Source organism: Sulfurimonas sp. (assembly GCF_028694895.1).
Classification (GTDB): domain Bacteria; phylum Campylobacterota; class Campylobacteria; order Campylobacterales; family Sulfurimonadaceae; genus Sulfurimonas.
This window is the reverse complement of record NZ_JAQVKA010000022.1, coordinates 1-21,003: the sequence shown is the minus strand read 5'-3', so window position 1 is coordinate 21,003 and position 21,003 is coordinate 1. Positions and strand designations below refer to the sequence as shown.

The following is a 21,003-nucleotide window of genomic DNA, read 5'->3' as shown; positions in this document are numbered from 1 at the left end:
TCACTCCCTTTTACTATGACTTCATCGCCAGAGATTATCTCTCCTTCTTTTAGCACTCTATAATACCATCCGGTAAGTCCAGTTATGTAAATCTCATTTGTAAATTTTTTGTTACTCCATCTCTTAGCAATTTTATAACAAGGTTTTCTTGGTTGAGAGACTTGTAAAAGTGTTGAGCCTATCTTATGAATATCTCCCAGATATACGCTACTCTCATGAAGCCCTGTAATAGTAAGATTTTCTCCTAGTGCGCCAAAGGGAAGGGCGTTAACAGCTAAAAACTCTCTCCACTCTTTATAGTTCTCATAACTGTTCGCAAAAACTGCTTTTTCTAATCCACCATGATGGATTTTATCTGCTACTTCATCTCCAGCAAGACCATTTTTACTAACATAAATCTTAGAATTTACTATCTCTTTAAAAAAAGCACTCTGCCAATATTTGTCTAAAAATTCACCACTCTCTTTATCGCCATAGGCTTTCACCTTGCCAGTTTGAATAGATATAACACTGCTTTTCATGGATACAACCTTGGGTAAAAAAGATTATTGTAACAAAAAAGAAAAAGAAAATTATTTTATATGAGCGTAACCAATAAATAAGTTTAAAACACTTCCATCCTAAAAACTTCATATGCTACTTCTTCATAAGGATGAGTCTCTTTTAAAACCTTTATAGCCTCTTTTATCAACTCATCTGAGCAAATCATCTCGACTTTATACTCTTCTACTTTCTCTAAAATATCAACTTGACCAATATGTGGATGTGCATCTTTTATAGGTTTAAACTGCCCACTCCCAAGTGTCTCAAAACTGCAATGCTCATAGTTTTCATATCTTCCAACACCGACTCTAAAGAGTGCTTCTTTGACTCTCTCTTTATCTTTAGTTGGGACAAAAAAGTTTAGTTTATACACTCTAAAATCTCTCTAAAAACTTTAAAAGTTCACCATCGAGTTGATATTTTGCACCTGTAACTTCATCTATACTTTTATACTCAAAGCCTCTTTTTGTATAGCAAATTACACTGCTATTTTTATCATCCAGCAATCCATCAATCGCATAGGTTATAAATTTATAAGCCATTAATCTATCATATGTCGTAGGATTTCCACCTCTTTGAGTATGGCCTAAAACAGTAACTCTAGACTCAACACCAACTTTTTCTTCAAACCAAGAAGCTATCTCAGCCGAACTCTCTTTTATCCCCTCAGAGACCACGGCTATAAAATATTTACGACCACTTTGAACTTGCTTTTTAAACTTTTTTTCATACTCTCTCAAATCATATGCAACTTCAGGAATCAAACAGAGCTCAGCTCCACACGTAAGTGCTGAAACCAGAGCCAAATAACCGCACTCTCTTCCCATAGTCTCAATCACAAAAGCTCTTGAAAATGAGGATGCAGTATCTCTGATGTTGTCAATTGAGCCTTTGATGACGTTTAGTGCAGTATCAACGCCTAGAGAATACTCTGTGCCGTTTATATCATTATCGATAGTAGAAGGAATCCCGCAGAACTTCACGCTATGTTCTTTGTAAAAAACATCCATTCCTCTAAATGAACCATCTCCGCCTAAAACAATTAACATATCAATATTTAGCGCGTCAAGGTTTTTCTTTGCGACTTCTCTAAATTTTTTATCCATAAATCTTTTGCTTCTAGTACTTCCTATAGTTGTTCCACCACGATTGATGATTCCTGTTACATGTTTGTGAGAGGCCTTGTATATTTTATTATCTATCAATCCTTCAAGCCCATCATATATAAAATATGGGCATAAACCTTTATGTAAAGAATACTCTACAAAATGTTTTAGTGCTGGATTCATACCACTAACATCACCACCAGAACATAAAATAGCTATATTTTTCATCAAACCCCTTGTTAATTTCTTATAGTTTACCATTATCTAAAGTCGAGTTAGATAAAATTGCGCAATTTAAAAATTCCTCTTATTTTCTTGCCGATAGGTAAAGCTTTAGTGATAGGAATTATCTAAGGAATTCACTTCCTTAGAGAAGGAGAAAAATAGTGAAAAGAGCGTTGGTAAGTGTAAGTGACAAAAATGGAGTGGTAGATTTTTGTAAATCGCTTGTAAAAAATGGTTTTGAGATTATCTCAACTGGTGGAACGTATAAGATACTTGTAGAAAATGGCATAAAAGCTATCGAGATAGACGAAGTTACAAAATTTCCCGAGTGTTTTGAGGGACGTGTTAAAACTCTAAATCCTTATGTTCATGGCGGAATACTTCACCGCAGAGATAAGCAATCACACCTTGATCAGGCCGCAGAGCTTGGCGTTGAAGCTATTGATTTGGTTTGTGTAAACCTTTACCCTTTTAAAGCAACGATTGAGAAGACTGATGATTTTGAAGAGATTATAGAAAACATCGATATTGGTGGGCCAGCAATGGTTAGAAGCGCTGCAAAAAACTTTGATAGTGTTATGATCGTAACTGATGTGAGTGACTATGCAAGAGTTATAGATGCGCTTGAGAATGAGAAAAATACACTAGAGTTTCGTCGCAACTTAATGATAAAAGCGTATGAGCATACAGCGGCTTATGACTCAATGATAGCAAACTACATGAATGTGCGTTTTAATGGCGGTTTTGGAGAAAAGCAGTTTATAGTTGGAAGTAAAGTTATGGATACTCGTTATGGTGAGAATCCTCATCAAAATGGAGCTTTGTACGAGTTTGACAACCACTATTCAAACAACTTTAAAACTCTAAAAGGCGAAGCAAGCTTTAACAACCTAAATGATTTAAGTGGAGCGGTAAAAATTGCTTCAGCTTTTGGGGGAGAAAACGCTGTTTGTATCACAAAACATGGAAATCCATGTGGGTTTGCTATAAAGGGTACTCTGCTAGAAGCTTACGAAGAGGCACTAAAATGTGACCCAGTTTCTGCTTTTGGTGGCGTTGTAGCGGTAAATGGTGTTGTTACAAAAGAGTTGGCTCTAAAGATGAATGAGATTTTCTTGGAAGTAATCATAGCAGGGCGTATAACAGAAGAAGCGCAAGAAGTATTTGCTTCTAAAAAACGTATAAAACTCTTTGAGATGGGACATGACAAACTTGTTTTAGCAAATGACACGAAAGACTTCAAACATATAGATGGCGGTTTTGTTTATCAAGATGCTGATAAAGTGAATGAAAATGAAGTGAAAAATGCAAAATTAATGACAACCAAAGAGGCAACACAACAAGAGAAAAAAGATATGGAGATAGCTTACAAAGTAGCATCTCTTACAAAATCAAACTGTGTTGTATATGTTAAAAACTCTGCGATGGTAGCCGTTGGTATGGGCATGACAAGCCGTGTTGATGCTTCTCAGTGCGCACTTAAAAAAGCTAAAGAGATGGGTCTTGATGTAACAGGAGCAGCACTAGCAAGCGAAGCTTTTTTTCCATTTCGTGATAGCATCGACGCTGCCGCAGCAGCTGGTGTTAAGAGCGTAATAGAACCAGGTGGAAGCATCAGAGATGATGAAATCATAGAAGCTGCAAATGAGTTTGGTATGAGCTTATACTTCTCAGAAGTTCGCCACTTTTTACACTAATATATAAGCTACATATAGCTTATATGTAGCAAGCTTTAAGTGCAAACAAGCGTTATCTCTGTAATCTCACTACTAGCGCCAAGACGCATTGGCGGACCCCAAAAGCCTGTACCTTTATTTACGTAGATTTGCAACTCTCTGTTATGCTGATGCAGACCACTTAGGTATGGCTGTTGAAGCTTTACTAAAAATCTAAAAGGAAATAGTTGTCCTCCGTGTGTGTGGCCGCTTAGCATCAAGTCAACACTATCAGTTACCTCGTCTATATATTTTGGTTGATGTGCTAAAAGAACTGTTGGAGATTTTTTTAAATCTTTTAACGCTCTGTTTAAATCCGGCACATAGTTGTTTGTTCTATATCCAAAGATATCATAAACACCAGCTAAATTAAATCCCTCATCTTCCTCGCCAATATATACATTTTCATTCTCTAAAACTCTTATATCAAGCCCTTTTAAAGTCTCTATTATTTTTTCTATATCGTGAAAATACTCATGATTTCCAGCTACAAAAAAAGTTCCATAAGTAGAGTTCAAATTTCCAAGTTCTGCTAAGATATCTTTAGCTCTATCCATCTCTATATCTATCAAATCCCCAGTTATTACAACCAAATCAACCTTTAGCGTATTTACTCTAAGAACTAAGTTTTTTATAAATGCTTTGTCTATAAGTCCGCCTATATGAATATCGCTTAGTTGGGCTATTTTATAGGATTTTTTTAGCTTTTTTATATTTATATCAATTTTTTCAAGCTTTATATCTCTTGCATTGTAGATAGATTTTGCACTCAGTGTAGAGGCAAGAGCTAGTGAAGAGATATCAAGTGAGCGTTTAAAAAAGTCTCTTCTTCTTTTTGAGATAGGAATTCTCTTAAGAATAGCTCTTGATATATCATAGATGATAGCTGTACAAAAGAGTAAGAAAAGCACACCAATAGGAAGAGAAAATAAAAAATAGAGCCAGTTGGGAAAATCTGCATAATATCGTCCTAGCATATAACCGATAATGCCAAAAAAGTTTACAAATAAAAAGATACGGAAGTAAAATTTATGGATTGATTTTATATCAAGATGAGCTATAAACCTTCTTGATATATACATGTTAATTAGAATGAAAACGCCTAAAAAAGCGATGAAAAATAGTTGTGGGTTCATGTATGAAGTATATCAAAGAAAACTAAACTAATAACTCAACCTTGATTGACATCCGCTCAACTCTTATGATATAATCCTGCTTAAGAATCAAATTATATATATTTTAGGAAACAAATATGGCAAAATCTTTATATGACACACTTGAAGTCTCAGAGAGTGCAACAGAAGCAGAGATAAAAAAAGCGTATAGAAAACTAGCTAGACAGTATCACCCAGACGTAAACAAAGATAAGGGTGCTGAGGATAAATTTAAAGAGATAAACTCAGCATACGAAATACTAAGCGATAAAACAAAAAAAGCTCAGTATGACGCACAAGGCGATAGTATGTTTGGTGGACAAAACTTTCATGATTTCTCACGCTCACATGCTGGTGGAAATGCTGATTTGGATGAGATACTAAGAAGTATGTTCTCTGGCGGTGGTGGATTTAGCGGATTTGGTGGCTCTTCATTTGGTGGTGGCGGCTTTGCTCAGCAACAACCAAATCTTGATATAGAAACAAGCGTTACCATCCCTTTTAATGTCTCAATTCTTGGTGGTTCTCACTCTGTTTCAGTAAATGGAGAGCGCTTTGATATAAAAATCCCTGCTGGTGTAAATAGTGGAGAGAAGATGCGTGTTAAGGGCAAAGGGCATGCTCAAGGTGGGCGCGCAGGAGATCTTTTCTTAAAGATAAATGTAGCAGCAAACCCAGAGTATATAAGAGACGGCGATGATTTGATTAAAACGTTTGATGTTCCTCTTTATGCAGCACTCTTTGGAGAAAAAGTAACTATCCAGACATTAGAAAAAGAGATAAAGTTAAAAATCCCTCAAAATACAAAAAATGGCCAAAGATTTCGTGTAAAAGAGATGGGTGCTATGAACCGCAAAACAAAAGAACGCGGAAACCTATATCTTGAGGCAAACATAGTTTTACCAAAGGTTGAAGAGCTTGATGAAAAACTAGTAGAATTAATGCAAGAAAAACTACCAAAGGAGTAAGAGATGATTCATGATTATGACGAGCCAGTATATCTAATTAGCATAGTTGCAAAAGTTTTAGAGATACATCCACAAACACTTAGGCAGTATGAGAGAGAAAATCTTGTAACTCCTTCAAGGTCTAATGGAAAAATAAGACTTTATTCACAAAGAGATATAGATAGAATAAAACTCATCCTAAGACTTACTCGCGAGCTTGGAGTAAATCTCGCTGGTGTTGATATTATTTTAAGATTAAAAGAGAATGTTGATAGTATGGAAGAAGATATATTAACACTCAAACAAGAGGTTATGAGAGCTAAAAATACCCAGACCGTATCTCATGATAAAGCTCTTGTAGCTAAAAAAAGTATCTATGAGATGATTATTTTTAAAAAATAACTACTCTGCTAGTCTTGAAATATCTGCACCTACATTTTGTAGTTTTTTCTCTAATGAGTCGTAGCCACGATCTAAATGGTAAATACGGTGAACGTTAGTAATACCATCTGCTACTAAACCAGCTAAAACCAAGGCACTAGAAGCTCTTAAGTCTGTTGCCATAACATCTGTACCACTTAATTTTGACTTGCCATTTACCGTTGCCACATTTCCATTTAATGATATATCAGCACCCATTCTTTGGAGTTCACTAACGTGCATAAATCTGTTCTCAAATAATCTCTCCTCAATTATAGAAGTTCCATCTGCTTGAGTTGCAAGGGCAAGAAACTGAGCTTGCATATCAGTTGGAAAAGCAGGATACTCTTGAGTTACTATCTTTACATGTTTGATAACATCTGAGGGGTGAATGGTAATAGAGTCATCTGTTATAGTAAACTTACTTCCCATCTCTTCTAGTTTTGATAACACAGCGCCTAAATGTTTTGCATTAACATTTTTTAGAGTAAGCTCAGATTTTGTAATAGCTCCAGCACATAGGTAAGTTCCCGCCTCGATGCGATCTGCGATTACACTAAAAGGTGCAATCTCTAAAAGCTCTCCACCCGTTCCATGGATAGTTAAAATCGCAGTTTCAATCCCTTCAATCTTTACTCCGCTGGCATTTAATATCTCACAAAGTTGAACTACCTCAGGCTCTCTAGCAGCATTTGTAATGGTGGTCACTCCAGTTGCTAGAGCTGCTGCCATAACTATATTTGCAGTTCCTGTTACGGTGATTTTATCAAAAATGATATTACACCCCTTTAGCCCATTTGGAGCTATAGCATGGATATAACCAGCCTCTATGTTTATTACAGCGCCCATCTGCTCTAGAGCTTTTAGATGCAAATCAACGGGACGTTGTCCTATTGCACATCCACCAGGAAGAGATACTTCACAGTGTCCAAACCTAGCTAGTATTGGGCCAAGAACTAAGATAGAAGCGCGCATTGTTTTTACTATGTCATAAGTGGCTTTTGTCTGATTTAGTGTTGATGTGTCAATGGTAGTAACATTAGCACTGTTTTCCCAAGAAGATGAGTTTTGTGCACCTAAATTTGATAAGAGTTTTAAAAGAGTTTTAATGTCTGCAACATTTGGCAGATTTTTTATAGTCACTATATTTTTAGCAAGTATGCTCATTGCAATAAGAGGAAGAGCCGCATTTTTTGCGCCAGAAATTTTTATTTCTCCATGTAGTTTAGAGGCTTTTTTTATTTGTAAGTAGTCCATGGTTATCTTTTTGTTGAGGTTTGAAATTATATCAAAAATACTTTACGTTTTTGGTATAATCACTACTAAGTAAAGATAGGAAAAAATTATGAGTTCAGCCTTAGATAGATTAAAAAATTTAACAAATAAAATCTCTAGTTACGAGCGTACAAGAAAAGACAATTTAGTTCTACTAGAAGTGCTCTACAACGAGTTAGGAATAAATCAAAAAGTTGAAGAGTTTAACGAACTATTTAACTACAAAGCTATAAATCTCTCTGGTGCATCACTTTTGAGTGAAACTCTAGGAGAGATAAAAAAGGGTAAGTACCTTCAAATACTTGCAATAGGTTATGATAAAGATGCTGTTGTAAAGAGTAAAAACATATCTTTGGGTTACTTTGGAAAAGCAGAAAATGTGGATGAAGAACTAAAAAACAAAGTTATAGAGTTTATCATCCGTTTTAGATTTGAGAAGAGTTTTATGACGCTAGAACACTACTATACGATGCTAGAATCTTTTAAGAGTGATGAGTAAGTTTTTTCTGCTTCTTTGGCTTAGATGGGCTCTTAGGCTTACACTTTGTAGCACACTTCTTGCACTTCTTCTCTCAGCACTATTAACACTTTTCTTATATTTTTCTCAAGGTGCTCTTGCGCTTACTCATGAGGTATATATAGCTCTTTTTGATATCTTAAAATTTTGGTTTATGATATTTTGGCCACTAACCATACTAATAGCGCTATTTAGGAGTTTAAAATATCTCTTTAATAGTTGTATAAATGGCTTTGAGTTAAAGCTCCTTAGTTGTGATGAGAAGAGTTATATAAAACCTATTGGTTATGGAGATTTAATAAGAGTATGGAGAAAATGGTTGATGCTACTTATCTGGCTTGTAAGTGCATTTATGATTTTTGCACTTGCATATACGTATATGCTCTCATCATATAACGGACTCTTTGAGTGGTTTGATATCTATGCTCTTTATATCTTTATACTCATAGCAGGGTATATATCTTTTATAGTAATGAGCTCAAGGTGCAAAAAGGTAAAGATACATAAATGCTAATTTTTTTGGATTTAGAGACAACGGGAGTCGAGAGCAGTGATAAAATCTGCTCCATTGGAATAATTTGCACTAGTAAAGAGAGCACTTTTTCAAAGTATGAACTTGTTAATGAGGGCAAAAAAATGCCATCAAAAGCTTCAAGTATAAACCATATAACAAATGAGATGATAAAAGATAGACCAAAACTCAAAGATAGTGAGGCTTGGGCTCTTTTACAAGAGCACAACAATCAAGACTCAACTATAATCGCACACAACGTAAATTTTGATCTTAAAATGCTAGGACAAAGCGGTTTTGTGTGGCAAGGTCAAATAGTTGATACGCTAAGAGTAACCAAGCATCTTATCCCAGAGTGTGAGGAATTTTCTTTACAATTTTTAAGATATGAACTTAAACTTTACAAAGATGAAAAAAAAGAGGCTCTAAAGTATAATGCAGAGTTATTGCCTCATAATGCCCTCAGCGACGCGCTGCATACAAAGCTTTTATATGAATATCTATTAGAGATAAAAGAACATAATGAGTTAGCTTCTTTGAGTTTTCAAAACGTTTTTATTGAAAAATTTGGGTTTGGAAAATATAGTGGTCGATATATAGAAGAGATAAGCATGTGTGATAGAGGTTATTTGGAGTGGATGCTCTTACAAGCCAAAGATTTGGATGAAGATTTAAGGTACAGCATAAGTAGGTTTTTATAAAGTTGCTATGCTATACTTTTGTCATAAAATTTTGAAAAGCTTATAAGGAATATATTTGAGAATAGCAGTTGAGTGTAAGTCGCCGCTTTTACAAAAATCACTTGAAATTTTTTTATCAAAGCACCTTAGTTCACTTAAAAATTGTGATATTGTTGTGCGTGATGTTAAAGTTCTTGATGATGAGAGATCTTTTTATATCTCAAGTTCTGCAGAGAGTGACCTCATAAAGCCTTTTTCAAAATCTCAGCTAATCCTAGCCCTTGAGAGACGATACAAAGATATGAACAAAGGAAATCTGCACTATCTAAACAAGATATATCAAGAAGATGAGCTAGACGATGTTTCTGGGCTGGATTTTGATATATTGCAGAAGCATATAGAAGCTCTGACAAAAGAGTATCAAGATAGTATTTTAAGAGCAGTAAGAGCTTTTTATGAAAAGTAATCTTATAACAAAAAAAATAGTCTCTGGAAAATTTAAAAACAAAACGATAAAACTACCATCAAAAACAACAACTAGAAGCTCAAAAGCAATAGTTTTAGAATCTTTCTTTAACACAGTCCAGTTTGAAATCATAGATGCAACCTTTGTAGAACTCTTCTCAGGGAGTGGCTCAATCGGGCTTGAAGCGCTTAGTCGTGGGGCTGCTAAGATAATATTTATGGAAAAAAATAGTGAAGTTCTAAAAGTGCTGCGAGAAAATATCGCTCAAACTGATCCTAGCTCATGCGAAGTTTATAGCGGAGATACATTTTCAAATATCTCAACAGTTGTAAAAGGCCTCGAGAAAAAAAACCACAAAGCATATTTTTACATTGACCCGCCTTTTAGTATAAGAGATGGGATGGAAGAGATTTATGACAAAATGATCTCCCTTATAGCATCACTTCCAAAAGAGTGTGTAAAGCTTATTATCATAGAACATATGAGCACGCTCATAATTCGAGATGAAATAGGACCTTTTAGTGTAAAAAAAGTCAAAAAATTTGGAAATACAACTCTCACATACCTACAAAGTGAGTAAAGTGGAATAACTTTTGCTCTATATCCCTATATTTAAGGATATACGATGAAAAAAATTCTATTTTTATTTACGGCTTCAATTCTTTTTCATACAGCACTCTTTGGTGCTAAGATTAGTGATGTAGCTAGTATTGTTGGTGTAAGAGATAACCATCTTATAGGTTACTCCTTAGTTGTTGGTCTTCAAAAAACTGGAGATGGTACGACTTCAAAATTTACACTTCAATCAATTGCTAACATGTTAAAAGCTATGAATATTGATATGAAACCTATCGATATAAAATCAAAAAACGTTGCAGCAGTTGTGGTAACTGCAGAACTTGCACCATTTGCAAGACAAGGCGATAAGATAAACATTACAGTATCTTCAATTGGAGATGCAAAGTCACTTGAGGGTGGAACACTTCTGATGACTCCGCTAAAAGGAGTAGATGGTAAAATCTACGCTCTTGCTCAAGGAGCTGTTAGTATCGGTGGGAGAAACGCTAAGGGTGCTGGAGAATCTCATCCTACTGCTGGACTTATTTATGATGGTGGATTGGTTGAGAGAGAGATAGCGATTGATCTTTACAACCAAGAGTATGTAACTCTCTCGCTTAAAGAGGCAAATTTCCAAAATAGTGTATCAATTCAAAAAAGCCTAAATAATTACTACTCAACAGAGGTAGCAGTTGCCATGGATTCAAGAACTGTAAAGTTAAAAAAACCATCAGACAAAACAATGATAGAGTTTTTAGCAGAAGTTCAAGAAGTTGATATGAATTATAGCGTTCAAGATAGAATAGTTATAAATGAGAGGACTGGAACAATCGTCTCGGGTGTGGGCATTCATATAAAGCCTATTATTATGACTCATGGTGATATAACGATAAAGATTACAGAACAAAATGTTCCAAGTAGACCAGCAGGTTCAATGGTTGTAGATGAAAATATGATAATAGGACTTAATGAAAACGAACTCTATACAAAAGAGGGCACAACAACAGTTGCAAATCTTGTTCGCTCACTTCAAAAGCTTGGAGCTACGCCAAAAGACATTATCTCTATCTTAGAAGCTATGAAGAGTGCTGGAAGCATCTCTGCTGAATTGAAGTTGATATGATGCAAGGCACAAACTCTATAGACTTACAAGCCGCGTTTATATCGCAGCAACACGTGATTCCAAAAATTGATCCAAAAGCTGAAAATAAAGAGTTAAGAGAACAAACAGATGCGTTTGAGTCTGTTATTTTGAAGATGATGATGGATAATGCAATGCAGGATGAAAAAAATCTCTTTACTCAAGAGAATGATCCAGGCGATAAAATATACAAATCTATGTATAGAGAAGAGTTAGCAAAGGCAAGTGCTGGCGGATTTGGATTTTCTCAAATGTTATATGATTATTTGAGTCAAAAGCGTTAAAATTTTTCTTTAATGTGTCGATATAGTTGAATATAATTATCGCGACAAGCGAAAGAAAAAAAGGATAAAAGAATGATTTCACAATTAAATAGTGCAAACATCCGTAGCGCTTATGCTAACAGTTTTACAGAAGATAAGGAAGTTCTACAAAAAGGTGCTCTAAATGTTTCAAAACAGGGAGATACTAGTAGAGTAGAACAGATAAAAGAGGCCATTGCTTCTGGCCAATACAAAATAAATCTACAAACACTCTCAGAGAAGATTGCTCAAGAGTTATTGTAGGTTTTTTAAACATACAAAAAGGATTAGATTATGCTTTCTTATCATTTACAAAGTGCTCTTAGCGACCTCAGAGATTTGATTAAAATTACTGAATCAGATGTGGAAGATATAAAGGTAGCAAATCATAATCCTCAGTTTGATAGATTAAAGCTAAAAGAGGAGAAGCTAAAGAGCTTTGAGTCAAAAAAAGCTATGATTGACCATGAAATAGCATCTCTTATAAGTGCAAATCCAAGTGCAGAATTGCCGGAACTTTTAAATGAAGAACAACATGAATATCTAGCAGAGCTAAAAGTAGAGCTCCAAAATCTCAGAGATGCAAACAAGCGTTATGCTAAGTTGGTATTAGCTGTTAGCAACCTTTACAATACTTTTTTAGAGAGATTAGTTCCAACAGAGATGCAAGGCTACAGCAGAGTTGCTTCAAAAGATTCAACAATTCTAAAAGTGAGAGTGTAACATGGGCTCATCTATATTTAACACATTAAATATCGGTTACAGTGGGCTTACTGCCGCGCAAGCGGGCGTGTCTACAACAAGTCATAATATAACAAATGCAGAAAGCGAAGGCTATACAAGACAAAGAGTTGTGACAGCCGCTTCTACTCCTGTGAATATGGCTCCAGGAAATGTTGGAAATGGCACACAAATTATGGATATTGCTAGGATATTTGATAGCTTTGTTTATGATAGATACACAGGCATTTCAGCAGATAAAGAGTATTCTGATTATACAAAAACTACATTAGAGACACTCTCGACATATTTTCCAGAGATTGATGGTGTTGGTATAAAATCTGACTTACAAGATTACTACAACATGTGGCAGACATTTGCTGATAACCCTGATAATGATGCTATAAAGTTATCTCTTGCAAAACAGACAGAAGCCGTATCAAGTAGTATTACTTCTACTCAAAATAAAATTTATGATCTTCAATCAACTCTAAATTCACAACTAAAAGTAAATGTAGACGAAGTTAATCTTCTGGCAAAAGAGCTTGCTAATGTAAATATTTCAATAGAAATTGCTGAAGCTGGAGATACGTTTACTGCAAATGACTTAAGAGATAAAAGAAACTCTATAGAGTTAAGTTTAGCAAAACTTATAGGAGCAGAATCTTTTAGTGGAGAGACAAAATCCAATAATGTAATAAGTAGTTCGTCTAATGAGAAAAATGGTAGTTATACTCTAATGGTAAATGGATTTAATCTAGTAGATGGTGGATCTTATCATCCAATCCATATATCAAGTCAGAACAATTCAAACGGTTTTTATGAACTTTCATACGAGAGACAAGATGGCGTTTTAATTCCAATGGATGAGAGAATTTCAGGTGGAAGAATAGGTGCTATACTTGATCTTAGAGGCGATAAAATTGAAGGAGATTCATCAGGAGCACCATCAAATGGAACGCTGCAAAAAGTTTTAGATGAGCTTAATGCTTTTTCTGCAACCCTTATTGAATCTACAAATAATATTTATGCATCAAATGCTACTCAGCGTATGACTTCGAACAGTTTAGAAATGAACCCGACACAGCCAATATTGGATTCATCATTAAATGTAAAAAATGGTGCTTTTGATATTATAATCTATGATATTGATGGAAAAGAGACAGCAAGAAGAACTATTGATATTAACTCTTTAACTACAATGACAGGAGCAACAGGCTCAAACTCTGTAGAGGCGCAGATAACAGCGCAAAAAGATGATAATGCAGACTCAAATGCGAACAATGATGTTGATGATTTTATTCAGTTTCATTGGGCTACATATCCAAGTGGAGGAAGTGCATTAGACTTAGTAATGGATTCTAATTATGCTTCAAAAGGATACTCGTTTTCAATAGAAGATAATCTTAAAACTGATAGGTTTGACTCTGGTTCAAATTTTGCAGGTGCTCTTGGGCTTAGTAAATTCTTTGATGGAAAAGATGCTAAAGATATAAATTTAAATAATGATTTTATAGATAATCCAACAAAGATAAAAGCAGGAAAAACATCAGCTTCTGGAGATAATACACTCTCTTTAGATATGGTCCAACAACAATTTGAGGTTTACTCTTTTAAAGTTGGAGATATGAAGTATGAGACAACTATGTATGGAATGTTTGATGTTGTAGCAACAGAAGTGGGTGTAAGAACAAAAGATGCTATTTTAAATAATCAAACTATTACTGCTCAATTTAACGCGACTGAGTTAGAGTACTCTTCTATCTCAAAAGTAAGTATAGATGAGGAGTTAACGAACCTTATAAAGTATCAAACATCATATGGTGCTGCTTCAAAAATAATAACAACAATAGATCAGATGATGCAAACACTTCTTGGAATTAAGCAGTAACGATTGATGCCAAGATTTAGTATTTTTATACTTCTATCCATTTTTATATTCTCATTTTTTGGTTCTGTTTTTTATGGACTTGATGCTTACGTTCTCGATAGTAATGCCATCTTAGTCCCTCCATCGCTTGAACATTTCTTAGGCACAGATAGACTTGGTAGAGATATTTTAGCTAGGTTGATTGAGGGTGGTAAAACATCTCTCTTAATAGGGGTGGGAAGTGCTTTTATAGCTTCAATTATTGGGCTTTTACTTGGCTCAATGGCTGGCTATTTTAAAGGTGGCGTTGATAAAGGTTTTATCATTTTAGTTGACCTATTTTTAACTTTTCCTACCTTTTTTCTTCTTTTAGCATTAGTCAGTTACGTAAATGCTTCTTCATGGGTTTTAATAGTTATCATCTCTATCACAGGTTGGATGACAACGGCTAGACTTATCCGTTCAGAGAGCTTCAAAATAACATCGCAGCCTTATATAAAGATACTAAATATCGCAAAAGTTGATAAACTAAAGATACTCTTTAAATATTATGCACCACTTTTAGCCCCTATATATTTTGTTAGTTTTACTTTTGGCGTAGGAGGAGCAATACTTGCAGAGTCAGGACTTAGCTTCTTGGGTCTTGGTATTGTGGCACCTCAAATGAGTTGGGGCACTATCCTTAGTAGTGGAAAAGATGTTGTAGAGATAGCGTGGTGGGTGAGCTTTTTTCCAGGACTTATGATATTTTTAGTCACTTTTTCTCTTATAAACATCTCAAATTACCTGCAACAGCTGACAAATAAAAAAGAGATAAAATAGTTTAAAAACATCAAAATATGCTTTATTTAAAACCAATTTAATTGTGGATATAATTCCTTTAATTAAAGTAAGTGGATAATAATATGATTTTAATGATTGATAATTATGATAGTTTTACATATAACATCGTTCAATATTGTAGAGAATTGGGAGCTGATTTAAAGATAATTAGAAACGATGAATTAAGTATTGAAGAGATTGAAGCACTTAAGCCAGAAAAAATAATTATCTCTCCTGGTCCTGCAACTCCTGATGATGCAGGAGTTACTCTAAAAGTTATAGAACATTTTAAAGATAAAGTACCAATTCTAGGGATTTGTTTAGGGCATCAAAGTATTGCACAAGCTTTTGGAGCAAAAGTTGTACGCGCTAAAAATATGATGCACGGTAAAACCTCTACTATGAAAAGAACAGGAGATTGCGCCATCTTTAAAGACATACCTCAAGAGTTTATAGCAACAAGGTATCACTCTCTTATCGTTGATAAAAATTCTATGTCAGATGTTATTGAACCGATGGCATATAGCAAAGATGATAATGAAATAATGGCTTTAAAAATAAAAGACAAAGAGATATATGGTGTCCAATTCCATCCAGAGTCTATTATGAGTGAATATGGGCATGAGATGATAGGAAACTTTTTAAAACTATGAGCGCAAGGCTTGTCCTATTTTTACTTTTAACGCTAGATGCGTTATTGTTGATTTTTCAAATAGGCGAGCTATCCATTTCTTACAACGAAACACTTCTGTTAAATGGTGATTTCTCATTTCTTCAAGCTTTGATAAAAACTTCATTTTATTTTTTTGGACAAAATGATTTTGCCCTTAGATTGCCTATGATTATACTTCATTTACTTAGTGCACTTTTACTTTATAAAATCTCTAAAAAATATTTGAAAATACAGAGAAACAGGCTTTGGTTACTTGTTGTTTTTATCTTCTTACCAGGCGTAATGAGTGCAGGAATCATTGTTAATGATGCAGGATTTATTCTATTTTCTCTCCTTCTTTTTTTATATCTTTATGAGAGAGTAACAAAGTCATATATTTATATACTTTTGATTCTTTATATGTTTCTTGATGGCAATTTTGTCTATCTTTTTAGCTCACTTGCAATTTTTGCAATTTACTCAAAAAACAGAAACCTCTTCATTTTAAATATAGCTCTTATCATAGGCTCATTATCCATTTATGGAATTGATATGCATGGTTCTCCAAGAGGTTATTTTATTGAGTCTTTGGGTATTTATGCAGCAATTTTCACCCCAGTAATTTTTGTGTATCTTTTTTATGTTTTATATAGAAGGTATTTGACAAAAGATATTGATATGTTATGGTTTATTACTGCTTTTACGCTTGTTTTATCGTTAATTCTTTCTTTTAGACAACGTATAGAGATAGAGTACTTTGCACCTTATGTTATCTTAGCGCTTCCGCTCGTAGCACAAACGTTTGAACACTCATATAGAGTACGTCTGAATATTTTTAGAAAAAACTATAAATTTATGTTTTTGGTATCACTAGTATTGCTATTTATCAATAGTTCAGTTGTTTTTTTAAATAAATACCTTTATCTAGTAATAGATGAACCAAAAAAACATTTTTCATACAATATGCATGTAGCAAAAGAACTCTCCAAGGAGCTAAAAGCAAGAGGAATTGATTGTGTAGATACAAGCACAAAAATGGCTAAAAGATTAGAATTTTATGGTGTAACTAAATGCAACAGCTATATTCTTCAAGAAAATTATTTAGGAGAATCAGTTCAAGATAATGTAACAATTAGTTACAAAAATAGAGTGGTTTATTCTGCTAACGTTACAAATATAAACATAAATTAAATCTATAAAGCAGTTATGCCTCTCAAATGCCATGAGATTAATCAACATGTGATACTATTCTGGAAATATTAAAAACAGGGAGTTGCAATGGCTCAAAAGGCGATTAGAGAATTTGACGCAAAGTCAATTTTGGCTAAGCATTGGGATAAATATTTTCCAAATTTTTCTTATGCATATGAAACAGTTATGGTTCAAAATGGATCAGAACTTAAAAAAGCTGCAAAAGAGAAGACATGGTTAAAAGGTAAAACATTAGTTGCTAAACCAGATATGCTATTTGGTAAAAGAGGAAAAAATGGTTTAGTTCTTTTTAAAGATGCTAAACCAGGTGATGTCTCTTTAGCTAAAGCATCATCTTGGATTGATGAAAAAGCAGGCGAAAAGCAATCTGTATATTTTTCATTTGATGGCGACACTCCTAGTGGCGAAGCAAAAGTTGATATGTTGACTCATTTTATAGTTGAGCCTTTTACTCCTCACTCTCAAGAAGAAGAGTATTATATTTCTGCAACATGCGTTGGCGATGATGATGTTTTATACATGTCTGCTGAGGGTGGAATGGAAGTTGAAGAGAATTGGGACAAAGTTACAGAAGTGTCATTTCCAATTACTGCAACAGAAGAAGAGATTGAGAAAAAAATCAAAGCAAGTATTCCAAAAGATGTTGCTGCTAAAGACAAAGACGCATTTGCTGAGTTTGCAATAGGCTTCTTTAGAGCATACAGAGAGCTTAACTTTGCATATTTAGAGATCAATCCATTCGTTCTTCAAGGTAAAAAAGTTGAACTACTAGATATGGTTGCAAAACTTGATGATACTGCTGGCTTTATGATGAGAGAAGAGTGGGGTGATGTAGATTTCCCAACTTCTTTTGGTATGGAAGAAAAATCTCCTGAGGTTTTAGCTATAGAAGACGCTGATAGTAAATCAGGTGCTTCATTAAAGCTTACGATCTTAAAACCAGAAGCAAGAGTTTGGACTATGGTTGCTGGTGGTGGAGCTTCAGTTGTTTATGCTGATACTATCGCTGATTTTGCTGGTATCGAAGATTTAGCTAACTATGGTGAATATTCTGGTGGACCAACTACAAGTGAGACAAAATTTTATGCTGAGACTGTTTTAGATCTTATGACAAGAACAAAAGATGTTAAAGGTAGAGATAAAGTATTGATTATTGGTGGAGCTATTGCAAACTTTACTGATGTTGCTAAAACATTTACAGGAATTATCCAAGCGTTTGAATTATACGCTGATAAGATGAAAAAAGTTGGCATTAAAATCTATGTTAGACGCGGTGGACCAAACTATGAAAAAGGTCTAAAAGATATTAAAGAAGCAGCGGATAGACTAGGCCTTTATATAGAAGTTTATGGTCCAGAGACGCATGTGACTGATATCGTGCGTATGGCACTAACAAAGTAAGGAAATAAGATGGCACAATTATATACTAGAGATACACAAGCAATTTTTTGGAATAACAACGCAAGTGCTATTCAAAGAATGCTAGATTATGACTATACTATTAAAAGAAAAAAACCTTCAGTTGCAGCTATCGTAGCTCCTACAAGTAATTCTAAATTTGATAAGTTTTTTTATGGTCCAGATGAGATTATGATTCCTCTTTATAGAAATACAACAGAAGCAAAAGCAGCACAGCCTCAAGCTGATGTTCTTTTAAACTTTGCATCATTTAGAACAGCATACGATGTAACTATGGAAGCACTTGAAATTGGTGGTTTTACATCTATTATGGTTACAGCTGAGGGAATCCCTGAGAGATTAGCTCGTAAGATGAATGCAACTGCAAGAGAAAAAAATGTAACTATCATTGGACCAGCAACAGTTGGTGCTATAGCTCCAGGTGCATTTAAAATTGCAAATATTGGCGGAACGATTGAAAATATTGTTCAGTCAAAACTTCACCGTGCAGGTTCTTGTGGACTTGTGACTCGTTCAGGTGGTCTTTTCAATGAGCTCTCAAACATTATCGCAATTAATGCTGATGGTATTGCTGAGGGTGTTGCAATTGGTGGAGACAGATTTGTTGGATCTGTATTTATAGATAACCTTCTAAGAATGGAAGCAAATCCTGAAGTAAAGTACATGTTACTTTTAGGTGAAGTTGGTGGAACTGAAGAGTATAAAGTTATTGAAGCTGTAAAAAGTGGAAAAATTAAAAAACCAGTTATCGCTTGGTGTATAGGCACAATTGCTAAGTACTATGACAGTGGTGTTCAGTTTGGTCACGCTGGCGCATCGGCAAACGCAGATAGCGAAACAGCTGAAGCTAAGAATAAAGCAATGAAAGAAGTTGGTATTCATGTTCCTGCATCATTTAATAATCTACCAGAGATTATAAGTGCAGTTTATCATGAACTTCATGCACAAGGAATTATCAAAGATATAGAAGAACCTTCTATAAATGTATGTCCAAGTGTAAGAAAGTCTAAGCAATTCATCTGTACTATTTCTGATGATAGAGGTGATGAGGCTCACTACTGTGGTTACCCAATCAGCTCAGTTGCAACGCCAGATACAGGGTTTACTATTGGCGATGTAATGAGTATCTTATGGTTCAAAAAACGCTACCCAAGATGGGCTGTTGACTTTTTAGAAACAGTTCTAAAAACAGTGGCAGATCATGGACCAGCTGTTTCAGGTGCTCATAACGCTAAAGTTACAGCTCGCGCTGGTAAAGATGTTATCAGTTCACTAATTTCAGGACTTCTTACAATTGGGCCTCGTTTTGGTGGAGCAATTGATGATGCAGCGAAGTACTTTAAATACGCTAGCAATAACGGTATGAGTCCAAATGATTTCTTAAATCACATGAAAAAAGAGGGTATTCCAATCCCAGGAATTGGTCATAGAATTAAGTCACTTAAAAACCCAGATTTACGTGTTGAGGGATTAAAGAAATTTGCTGCTGCAAACTTCCCATCTACTCCACTTCTTGATTATGCTTTGACAATTGAGCAACTTACAACATCTAAAAAAGAGAACCTTATCTTAAATGTTGATGGAACAATAGGTATCTTAATGGTAGATATGTGGAGAGCACTTGGATATAAAGATGATGAGATTGATGTATTTATAAATGCAGGCGCTCTAAATGCATTCTTTATTTTAGGAAGAAGTATTGGATTTATTGGACATATTTTAGATGAAAAACGCCTAGGAATGCCAATGTACAGACATCCGACAGATGATATTTTATATGATGTTAAGCTAGCAGAAAACTTATAACAAACTTCTATTTTTGATTCAAGGAGAGTCCTCCTTGAATCATTTTTCTTTATAACCCCCACTTATAGTCTTTCACTTTTTTTGCATCTTTTTTGATATACTTACCTAACAAATACGTTTATTGGATTATTTATGAAAAAAGCATTTACCATGATGGAGTTGATTTTTGTAATTGTTGTAATTAGTATATTAGCTGCAATAGTTATTCCAAGAACTGGCTCAGATAAACTTCAAGAAGCTGCAACACAAGTCGTATCACATATAAGATACACACAGCATTTAGCTATGGTAGATGATAAGTTTGATGTAAATGATGCAGATTGGTACAGAGAAAGATGGCAGATAAGATTTAGAAGAAATAGTGGTGCTAGTGGATATGTAATTTTCTCTGATTCAGTGAATACACAAGGCAATGTTAACAATGGAGAGCGGGCCATAGATCCTTTGACTGGAGAGGGAATGGATGGATTTTTAGATTATAAAGATGCAGATTTAACAAGAAGCTATAATATTGTCGGAGATAATACTGGAATAGTTCAAAGCTGTTTTACTGCTGATGGTAGTTTAGTAACATCAAATAGAGGAGTCTTCTCGTTTGACCATTTAGGAAGACCTTATTCAGGTGTTAGTAACTCAACATCAGCAGTTCAATACCTAATAACTGGCAATTGTGATTTAACACTTACAGATACCAACGGAGCTTCAGTAGCTATAAGAGTTCATCCAGAATCTGGATATGCTTGTATACTAGATAAGACGAATACAAATTGTCTGTAATTCCCCTACAATATTAAGCCCCTTCTAAGCAACCCTTCTCTATAATTCCCATCCACAAACACAGAGACCTAAAGTTTAGGCATCTAAGCTTCGAGTAGGGGCTTATAAGTGTAGTTTGAGATCATTGAAAACTAAGCAAGTAAATAGACTTTAATAACTAGAAAA

General features: G+C 34.6%; 24 protein-coding genes. 19 read left to right on the top strand and 5 right to left on the bottom strand.

All coding sequences use genetic code 11. From position 1 onward, the window contains the following. The 3 genes from PHI38_RS04620 to PHI38_RS04610 all read right to left on the bottom strand — a co-directional run. On the bottom strand, nucleotides 1-521 hold a 521-nt coding region (locus PHI38_RS04620), incomplete at its 3' end, for an MOSC domain-containing protein (protein WP_299853336.1). An 83-nt stretch (nucleotides 522-604) separates the two neighbouring features. After that, entirely contained in the window at nucleotides 605-916 is a 312-nt protein-coding gene (locus tag PHI38_RS04615; protein WP_299853334.1) for an NGG1p interacting factor NIF3, read from the bottom strand. 1 nt (nucleotide 917) lies between these two features. Beyond that, nucleotides 918-1,877: a 6-phosphofructokinase gene (locus tag PHI38_RS04610; RefSeq protein ID WP_299853332.1), complete on the bottom strand. Its 960-nt coding sequence runs from the start codon at nucleotides 1,875-1,877 to the stop codon at nucleotides 918-920. A gap of 155 nt (nucleotides 1,878-2,032) precedes the next feature. Here PHI38_RS04610 and purH point away from each other — a divergent pair, with 155 nt between their 5' ends. Beyond that, nucleotides 2,033-3,571, top strand: coding sequence for a bifunctional phosphoribosylaminoimidazolecarboxamide formyltransferase/IMP cyclohydrolase (purH, locus tag PHI38_RS04605; RefSeq protein ID WP_299853338.1), 1,539 nt, complete (start codon nucleotides 2,033-2,035; stop codon nucleotides 3,569-3,571). A 35-nt stretch (nucleotides 3,572-3,606) separates the two neighbouring features. Here the strand turns inward: purH and PHI38_RS04600 are convergent, their stop codons facing one another. Continuing rightward, a complete protein-coding gene (locus PHI38_RS04600; protein ID WP_299853330.1) occupies nucleotides 3,607-4,725 on the bottom strand; it encodes a metallophosphoesterase in 1,119 nt (372 codons plus the stop codon). Between the two features lie 116 nt (nucleotides 4,726-4,841). Here PHI38_RS04600 and PHI38_RS04595 point away from each other — a divergent pair, with 116 nt between their 5' ends. Together PHI38_RS04595 and PHI38_RS04590 are read left to right on the top strand one after the other, a co-directional pair. After that, a complete protein-coding gene (locus PHI38_RS04595; RefSeq protein ID WP_299853328.1) occupies nucleotides 4,842-5,711 on the top strand; it encodes a DnaJ C-terminal domain-containing protein in 870 nt (289 codons plus the stop codon). Between the two features lie 3 nt (nucleotides 5,712-5,714). After that, on the top strand, nucleotides 5,715-6,092 hold the full coding sequence (locus tag PHI38_RS04590) for a helix-turn-helix transcriptional regulator (protein WP_299853327.1): 378 nt from the start codon (nucleotides 5,715-5,717) through the stop codon (nucleotides 6,090-6,092). Here PHI38_RS04590 and murA read toward each other — a convergent pair whose 3' ends face one another. Then, a complete protein-coding gene (gene murA / locus PHI38_RS04585; protein WP_299853325.1) occupies nucleotides 6,093-7,367 on the bottom strand; it encodes a UDP-N-acetylglucosamine 1-carboxyvinyltransferase in 1,275 nt (424 codons plus the stop codon). 88 nt (nucleotides 7,368-7,455) lie between these two features. Between murA and PHI38_RS04580 the strand changes: the two genes are divergently transcribed. From PHI38_RS04580 to PHI38_RS04505, 16 genes are all read left to right on the top strand, one after another. Then, nucleotides 7,456-7,884, top strand: a complete 429-nt coding sequence (locus PHI38_RS04580) for a hypothetical protein (RefSeq protein WP_299853323.1) — start codon at nucleotides 7,456-7,458, stop codon at nucleotides 7,882-7,884. Then, complete coding sequence (locus tag PHI38_RS04575; protein WP_299853321.1) at nucleotides 7,877-8,416, top strand: hypothetical protein; 540 nt, start codon at nucleotides 7,877-7,879, stop codon at nucleotides 8,414-8,416. The genes PHI38_RS04580 and PHI38_RS04575 overlap by 8 nt, the downstream gene beginning before the upstream one ends. Beyond that, nucleotides 8,410-9,114: a 3'-5' exonuclease gene (locus PHI38_RS04570; protein ID WP_299853319.1), complete on the top strand. Its 705-nt coding sequence runs from the start codon at nucleotides 8,410-8,412 to the stop codon at nucleotides 9,112-9,114. Before PHI38_RS04575 ends, PHI38_RS04570 begins: the two co-directional genes overlap by 7 nt. Nucleotides 9,115-9,169: 55 nt before the next feature. Then, nucleotides 9,170-9,559 carry a hypothetical protein gene (locus PHI38_RS04565; RefSeq protein WP_299853317.1) on the top strand — a complete coding sequence of 130 codons (390 nt, stop codon included), beginning with the start codon at nucleotides 9,170-9,172 and terminating at the stop codon, nucleotides 9,557-9,559. Continuing rightward, nucleotides 9,549-10,139, top strand: coding sequence for a 16S rRNA (guanine(966)-N(2))-methyltransferase RsmD (gene rsmD, locus PHI38_RS04560; RefSeq protein WP_299853315.1), 591 nt, complete (start codon nucleotides 9,549-9,551; stop codon nucleotides 10,137-10,139). The genes PHI38_RS04565 and rsmD overlap by 11 nt, the downstream gene beginning before the upstream one ends. A 45-nt stretch (nucleotides 10,140-10,184) precedes the next feature. Continuing rightward, a complete protein-coding gene (locus PHI38_RS04555) occupies nucleotides 10,185-11,240 on the top strand; it encodes a flagellar basal body P-ring protein FlgI (protein WP_299853313.1) in 1,056 nt (351 codons plus the stop codon). Beyond that, nucleotides 11,240-11,542 carry a rod-binding protein gene (locus PHI38_RS04550; RefSeq protein ID WP_299853311.1) on the top strand — a complete coding sequence of 101 codons (303 nt, stop codon included), beginning with the start codon at nucleotides 11,240-11,242 and terminating at the stop codon, nucleotides 11,540-11,542. Before PHI38_RS04555 ends, PHI38_RS04550 begins: the two co-directional genes overlap by 1 nt. 72 nt (nucleotides 11,543-11,614) lie before the next feature. Continuing rightward, complete coding sequence (locus tag PHI38_RS04545; protein WP_299853309.1) at nucleotides 11,615-11,824, top strand: flagellar biosynthesis anti-sigma factor FlgM; 210 nt, start codon at nucleotides 11,615-11,617, stop codon at nucleotides 11,822-11,824. A 30-nt stretch (nucleotides 11,825-11,854) separates the two neighbouring features. Beyond that, the gene (locus PHI38_RS04540) at nucleotides 11,855-12,283 is read left to right on the top strand and encodes a hypothetical protein (protein ID WP_299853307.1); all 429 of its coding nucleotides are present in this window, start codon (nucleotides 11,855-11,857) and stop codon (nucleotides 12,281-12,283) included. Between the two features lies 1 nt (nucleotide 12,284). Then, nucleotides 12,285-14,171 (top strand): flagellar hook-associated protein FlgK, encoded by a 1,887-nt coding sequence (gene flgK / locus PHI38_RS04535; RefSeq protein WP_299853305.1) that lies wholly within the window; start codon nucleotides 12,285-12,287, stop codon nucleotides 14,169-14,171. Between the two features lie 6 nt (nucleotides 14,172-14,177). Beyond that, on the top strand, nucleotides 14,178-14,972 hold the full coding sequence (locus PHI38_RS04530; protein WP_299853303.1) for an ABC transporter permease: 795 nt from the start codon (nucleotides 14,178-14,180) through the stop codon (nucleotides 14,970-14,972). Between the two features lie 83 nt (nucleotides 14,973-15,055). Continuing rightward, a complete protein-coding gene (locus tag PHI38_RS04525) occupies nucleotides 15,056-15,625 on the top strand; it encodes an aminodeoxychorismate/anthranilate synthase component II (RefSeq protein ID WP_299853301.1) in 570 nt (189 codons plus the stop codon). Next, nucleotides 15,622-16,815, top strand: a complete 1,194-nt coding sequence (locus PHI38_RS04520; protein WP_299853299.1) for a hypothetical protein — start codon at nucleotides 15,622-15,624, stop codon at nucleotides 16,813-16,815. Before PHI38_RS04525 ends, PHI38_RS04520 begins: the two co-directional genes overlap by 4 nt. Before the next feature lie 87 nt (nucleotides 16,816-16,902). Then, entirely contained in the window at nucleotides 16,903-18,237 is a 1,335-nt protein-coding gene (locus tag PHI38_RS04515) for an ATP citrate lyase citrate-binding domain-containing protein (RefSeq protein WP_299853297.1), read from the top strand. Between the two features lie 9 nt (nucleotides 18,238-18,246). Beyond that, nucleotides 18,247-20,061, top strand: a complete 1,815-nt coding sequence (locus PHI38_RS04510) for a citrate/2-methylcitrate synthase (protein ID WP_299853295.1) — start codon at nucleotides 18,247-18,249, stop codon at nucleotides 20,059-20,061. A gap of 132 nt (nucleotides 20,062-20,193) precedes the next feature. After that, nucleotides 20,194-20,838 (top strand): Tfp pilus assembly protein FimT/FimU, encoded by a 645-nt coding sequence (locus PHI38_RS04505; RefSeq protein WP_299853293.1) that lies wholly within the window; start codon nucleotides 20,194-20,196, stop codon nucleotides 20,836-20,838. Nucleotides 20,839-21,003: the final 165 nt, after the last annotated feature.

Excerpts from the sequence above, each read along its gene's own strand:
- PHI38_RS04510 (WP_299853295.1), top strand. The coding sequence starts at position 18,247 with ATGGCACAATTATATACTAGAGATACACAAGCAATTTTTTGGAATAAC.
- PHI38_RS04610 (WP_299853332.1), bottom strand. The coding sequence starts at position 1,877 with ATGAAAAATATAGCTATTTTATGTTCTGGTGGTGATGTTAGTGGTATG.
- PHI38_RS04540 (WP_299853307.1), top strand. The coding sequence starts at position 11,855 with ATGCTTTCTTATCATTTACAAAGTGCTCTTAGCGACCTCAGAGATTTG.
- PHI38_RS04580 (WP_299853323.1), top strand. The coding sequence starts at position 7,456 with ATGAGTTCAGCCTTAGATAGATTAAAAAATTTAACAAATAAAATCTCT.
- PHI38_RS04525 (WP_299853301.1), top strand. The coding sequence starts at position 15,056 with ATGATTTTAATGATTGATAATTATGATAGTTTTACATATAACATCGTT.
- murA (WP_299853325.1), bottom strand. The coding sequence starts at position 7,367 with ATGGACTACTTACAAATAAAAAAAGCCTCTAAACTACATGGAGAAATA.
- PHI38_RS04530 (WP_299853303.1), top strand. The coding sequence starts at position 14,178 with ATGCCAAGATTTAGTATTTTTATACTTCTATCCATTTTTATATTCTCA.
- PHI38_RS04555 (WP_299853313.1), top strand. The coding sequence starts at position 10,185 with ATGAAAAAAATTCTATTTTTATTTACGGCTTCAATTCTTTTTCATACA.
- flgK (WP_299853305.1), top strand. The coding sequence starts at position 12,285 with ATGGGCTCATCTATATTTAACACATTAAATATCGGTTACAGTGGGCTT.
- PHI38_RS04590 (WP_299853327.1), top strand. The coding sequence starts at position 5,715 with ATGATTCATGATTATGACGAGCCAGTATATCTAATTAGCATAGTTGCA.
- PHI38_RS04575 (WP_299853321.1), top strand. The coding sequence starts at position 7,877 with ATGAGTAAGTTTTTTCTGCTTCTTTGGCTTAGATGGGCTCTTAGGCTT.
- PHI38_RS04595 (WP_299853328.1), top strand. The coding sequence starts at position 4,842 with ATGGCAAAATCTTTATATGACACACTTGAAGTCTCAGAGAGTGCAACA.
- PHI38_RS04550 (WP_299853311.1), top strand. The coding sequence starts at position 11,240 with ATGCAAGGCACAAACTCTATAGACTTACAAGCCGCGTTTATATCGCAG.
- PHI38_RS04515 (WP_299853297.1), top strand. The coding sequence starts at position 16,903 with ATGGCTCAAAAGGCGATTAGAGAATTTGACGCAAAGTCAATTTTGGCT.
- PHI38_RS04520 (WP_299853299.1), top strand. The coding sequence starts at position 15,622 with ATGAGCGCAAGGCTTGTCCTATTTTTACTTTTAACGCTAGATGCGTTA.
- PHI38_RS04570 (WP_299853319.1), top strand. The coding sequence starts at position 8,410 with ATGCTAATTTTTTTGGATTTAGAGACAACGGGAGTCGAGAGCAGTGAT.
- PHI38_RS04505 (WP_299853293.1), top strand. The coding sequence starts at position 20,194 with ATGAAAAAAGCATTTACCATGATGGAGTTGATTTTTGTAATTGTTGTA.
- rsmD (WP_299853315.1), top strand. The coding sequence starts at position 9,549 with ATGAAAAGTAATCTTATAACAAAAAAAATAGTCTCTGGAAAATTTAAA.
- PHI38_RS04545 (WP_299853309.1), top strand. The coding sequence starts at position 11,615 with ATGATTTCACAATTAAATAGTGCAAACATCCGTAGCGCTTATGCTAAC.
- PHI38_RS04600 (WP_299853330.1), bottom strand. The coding sequence starts at position 4,725 with ATGAACCCACAACTATTTTTCATCGCTTTTTTAGGCGTTTTCATTCTA.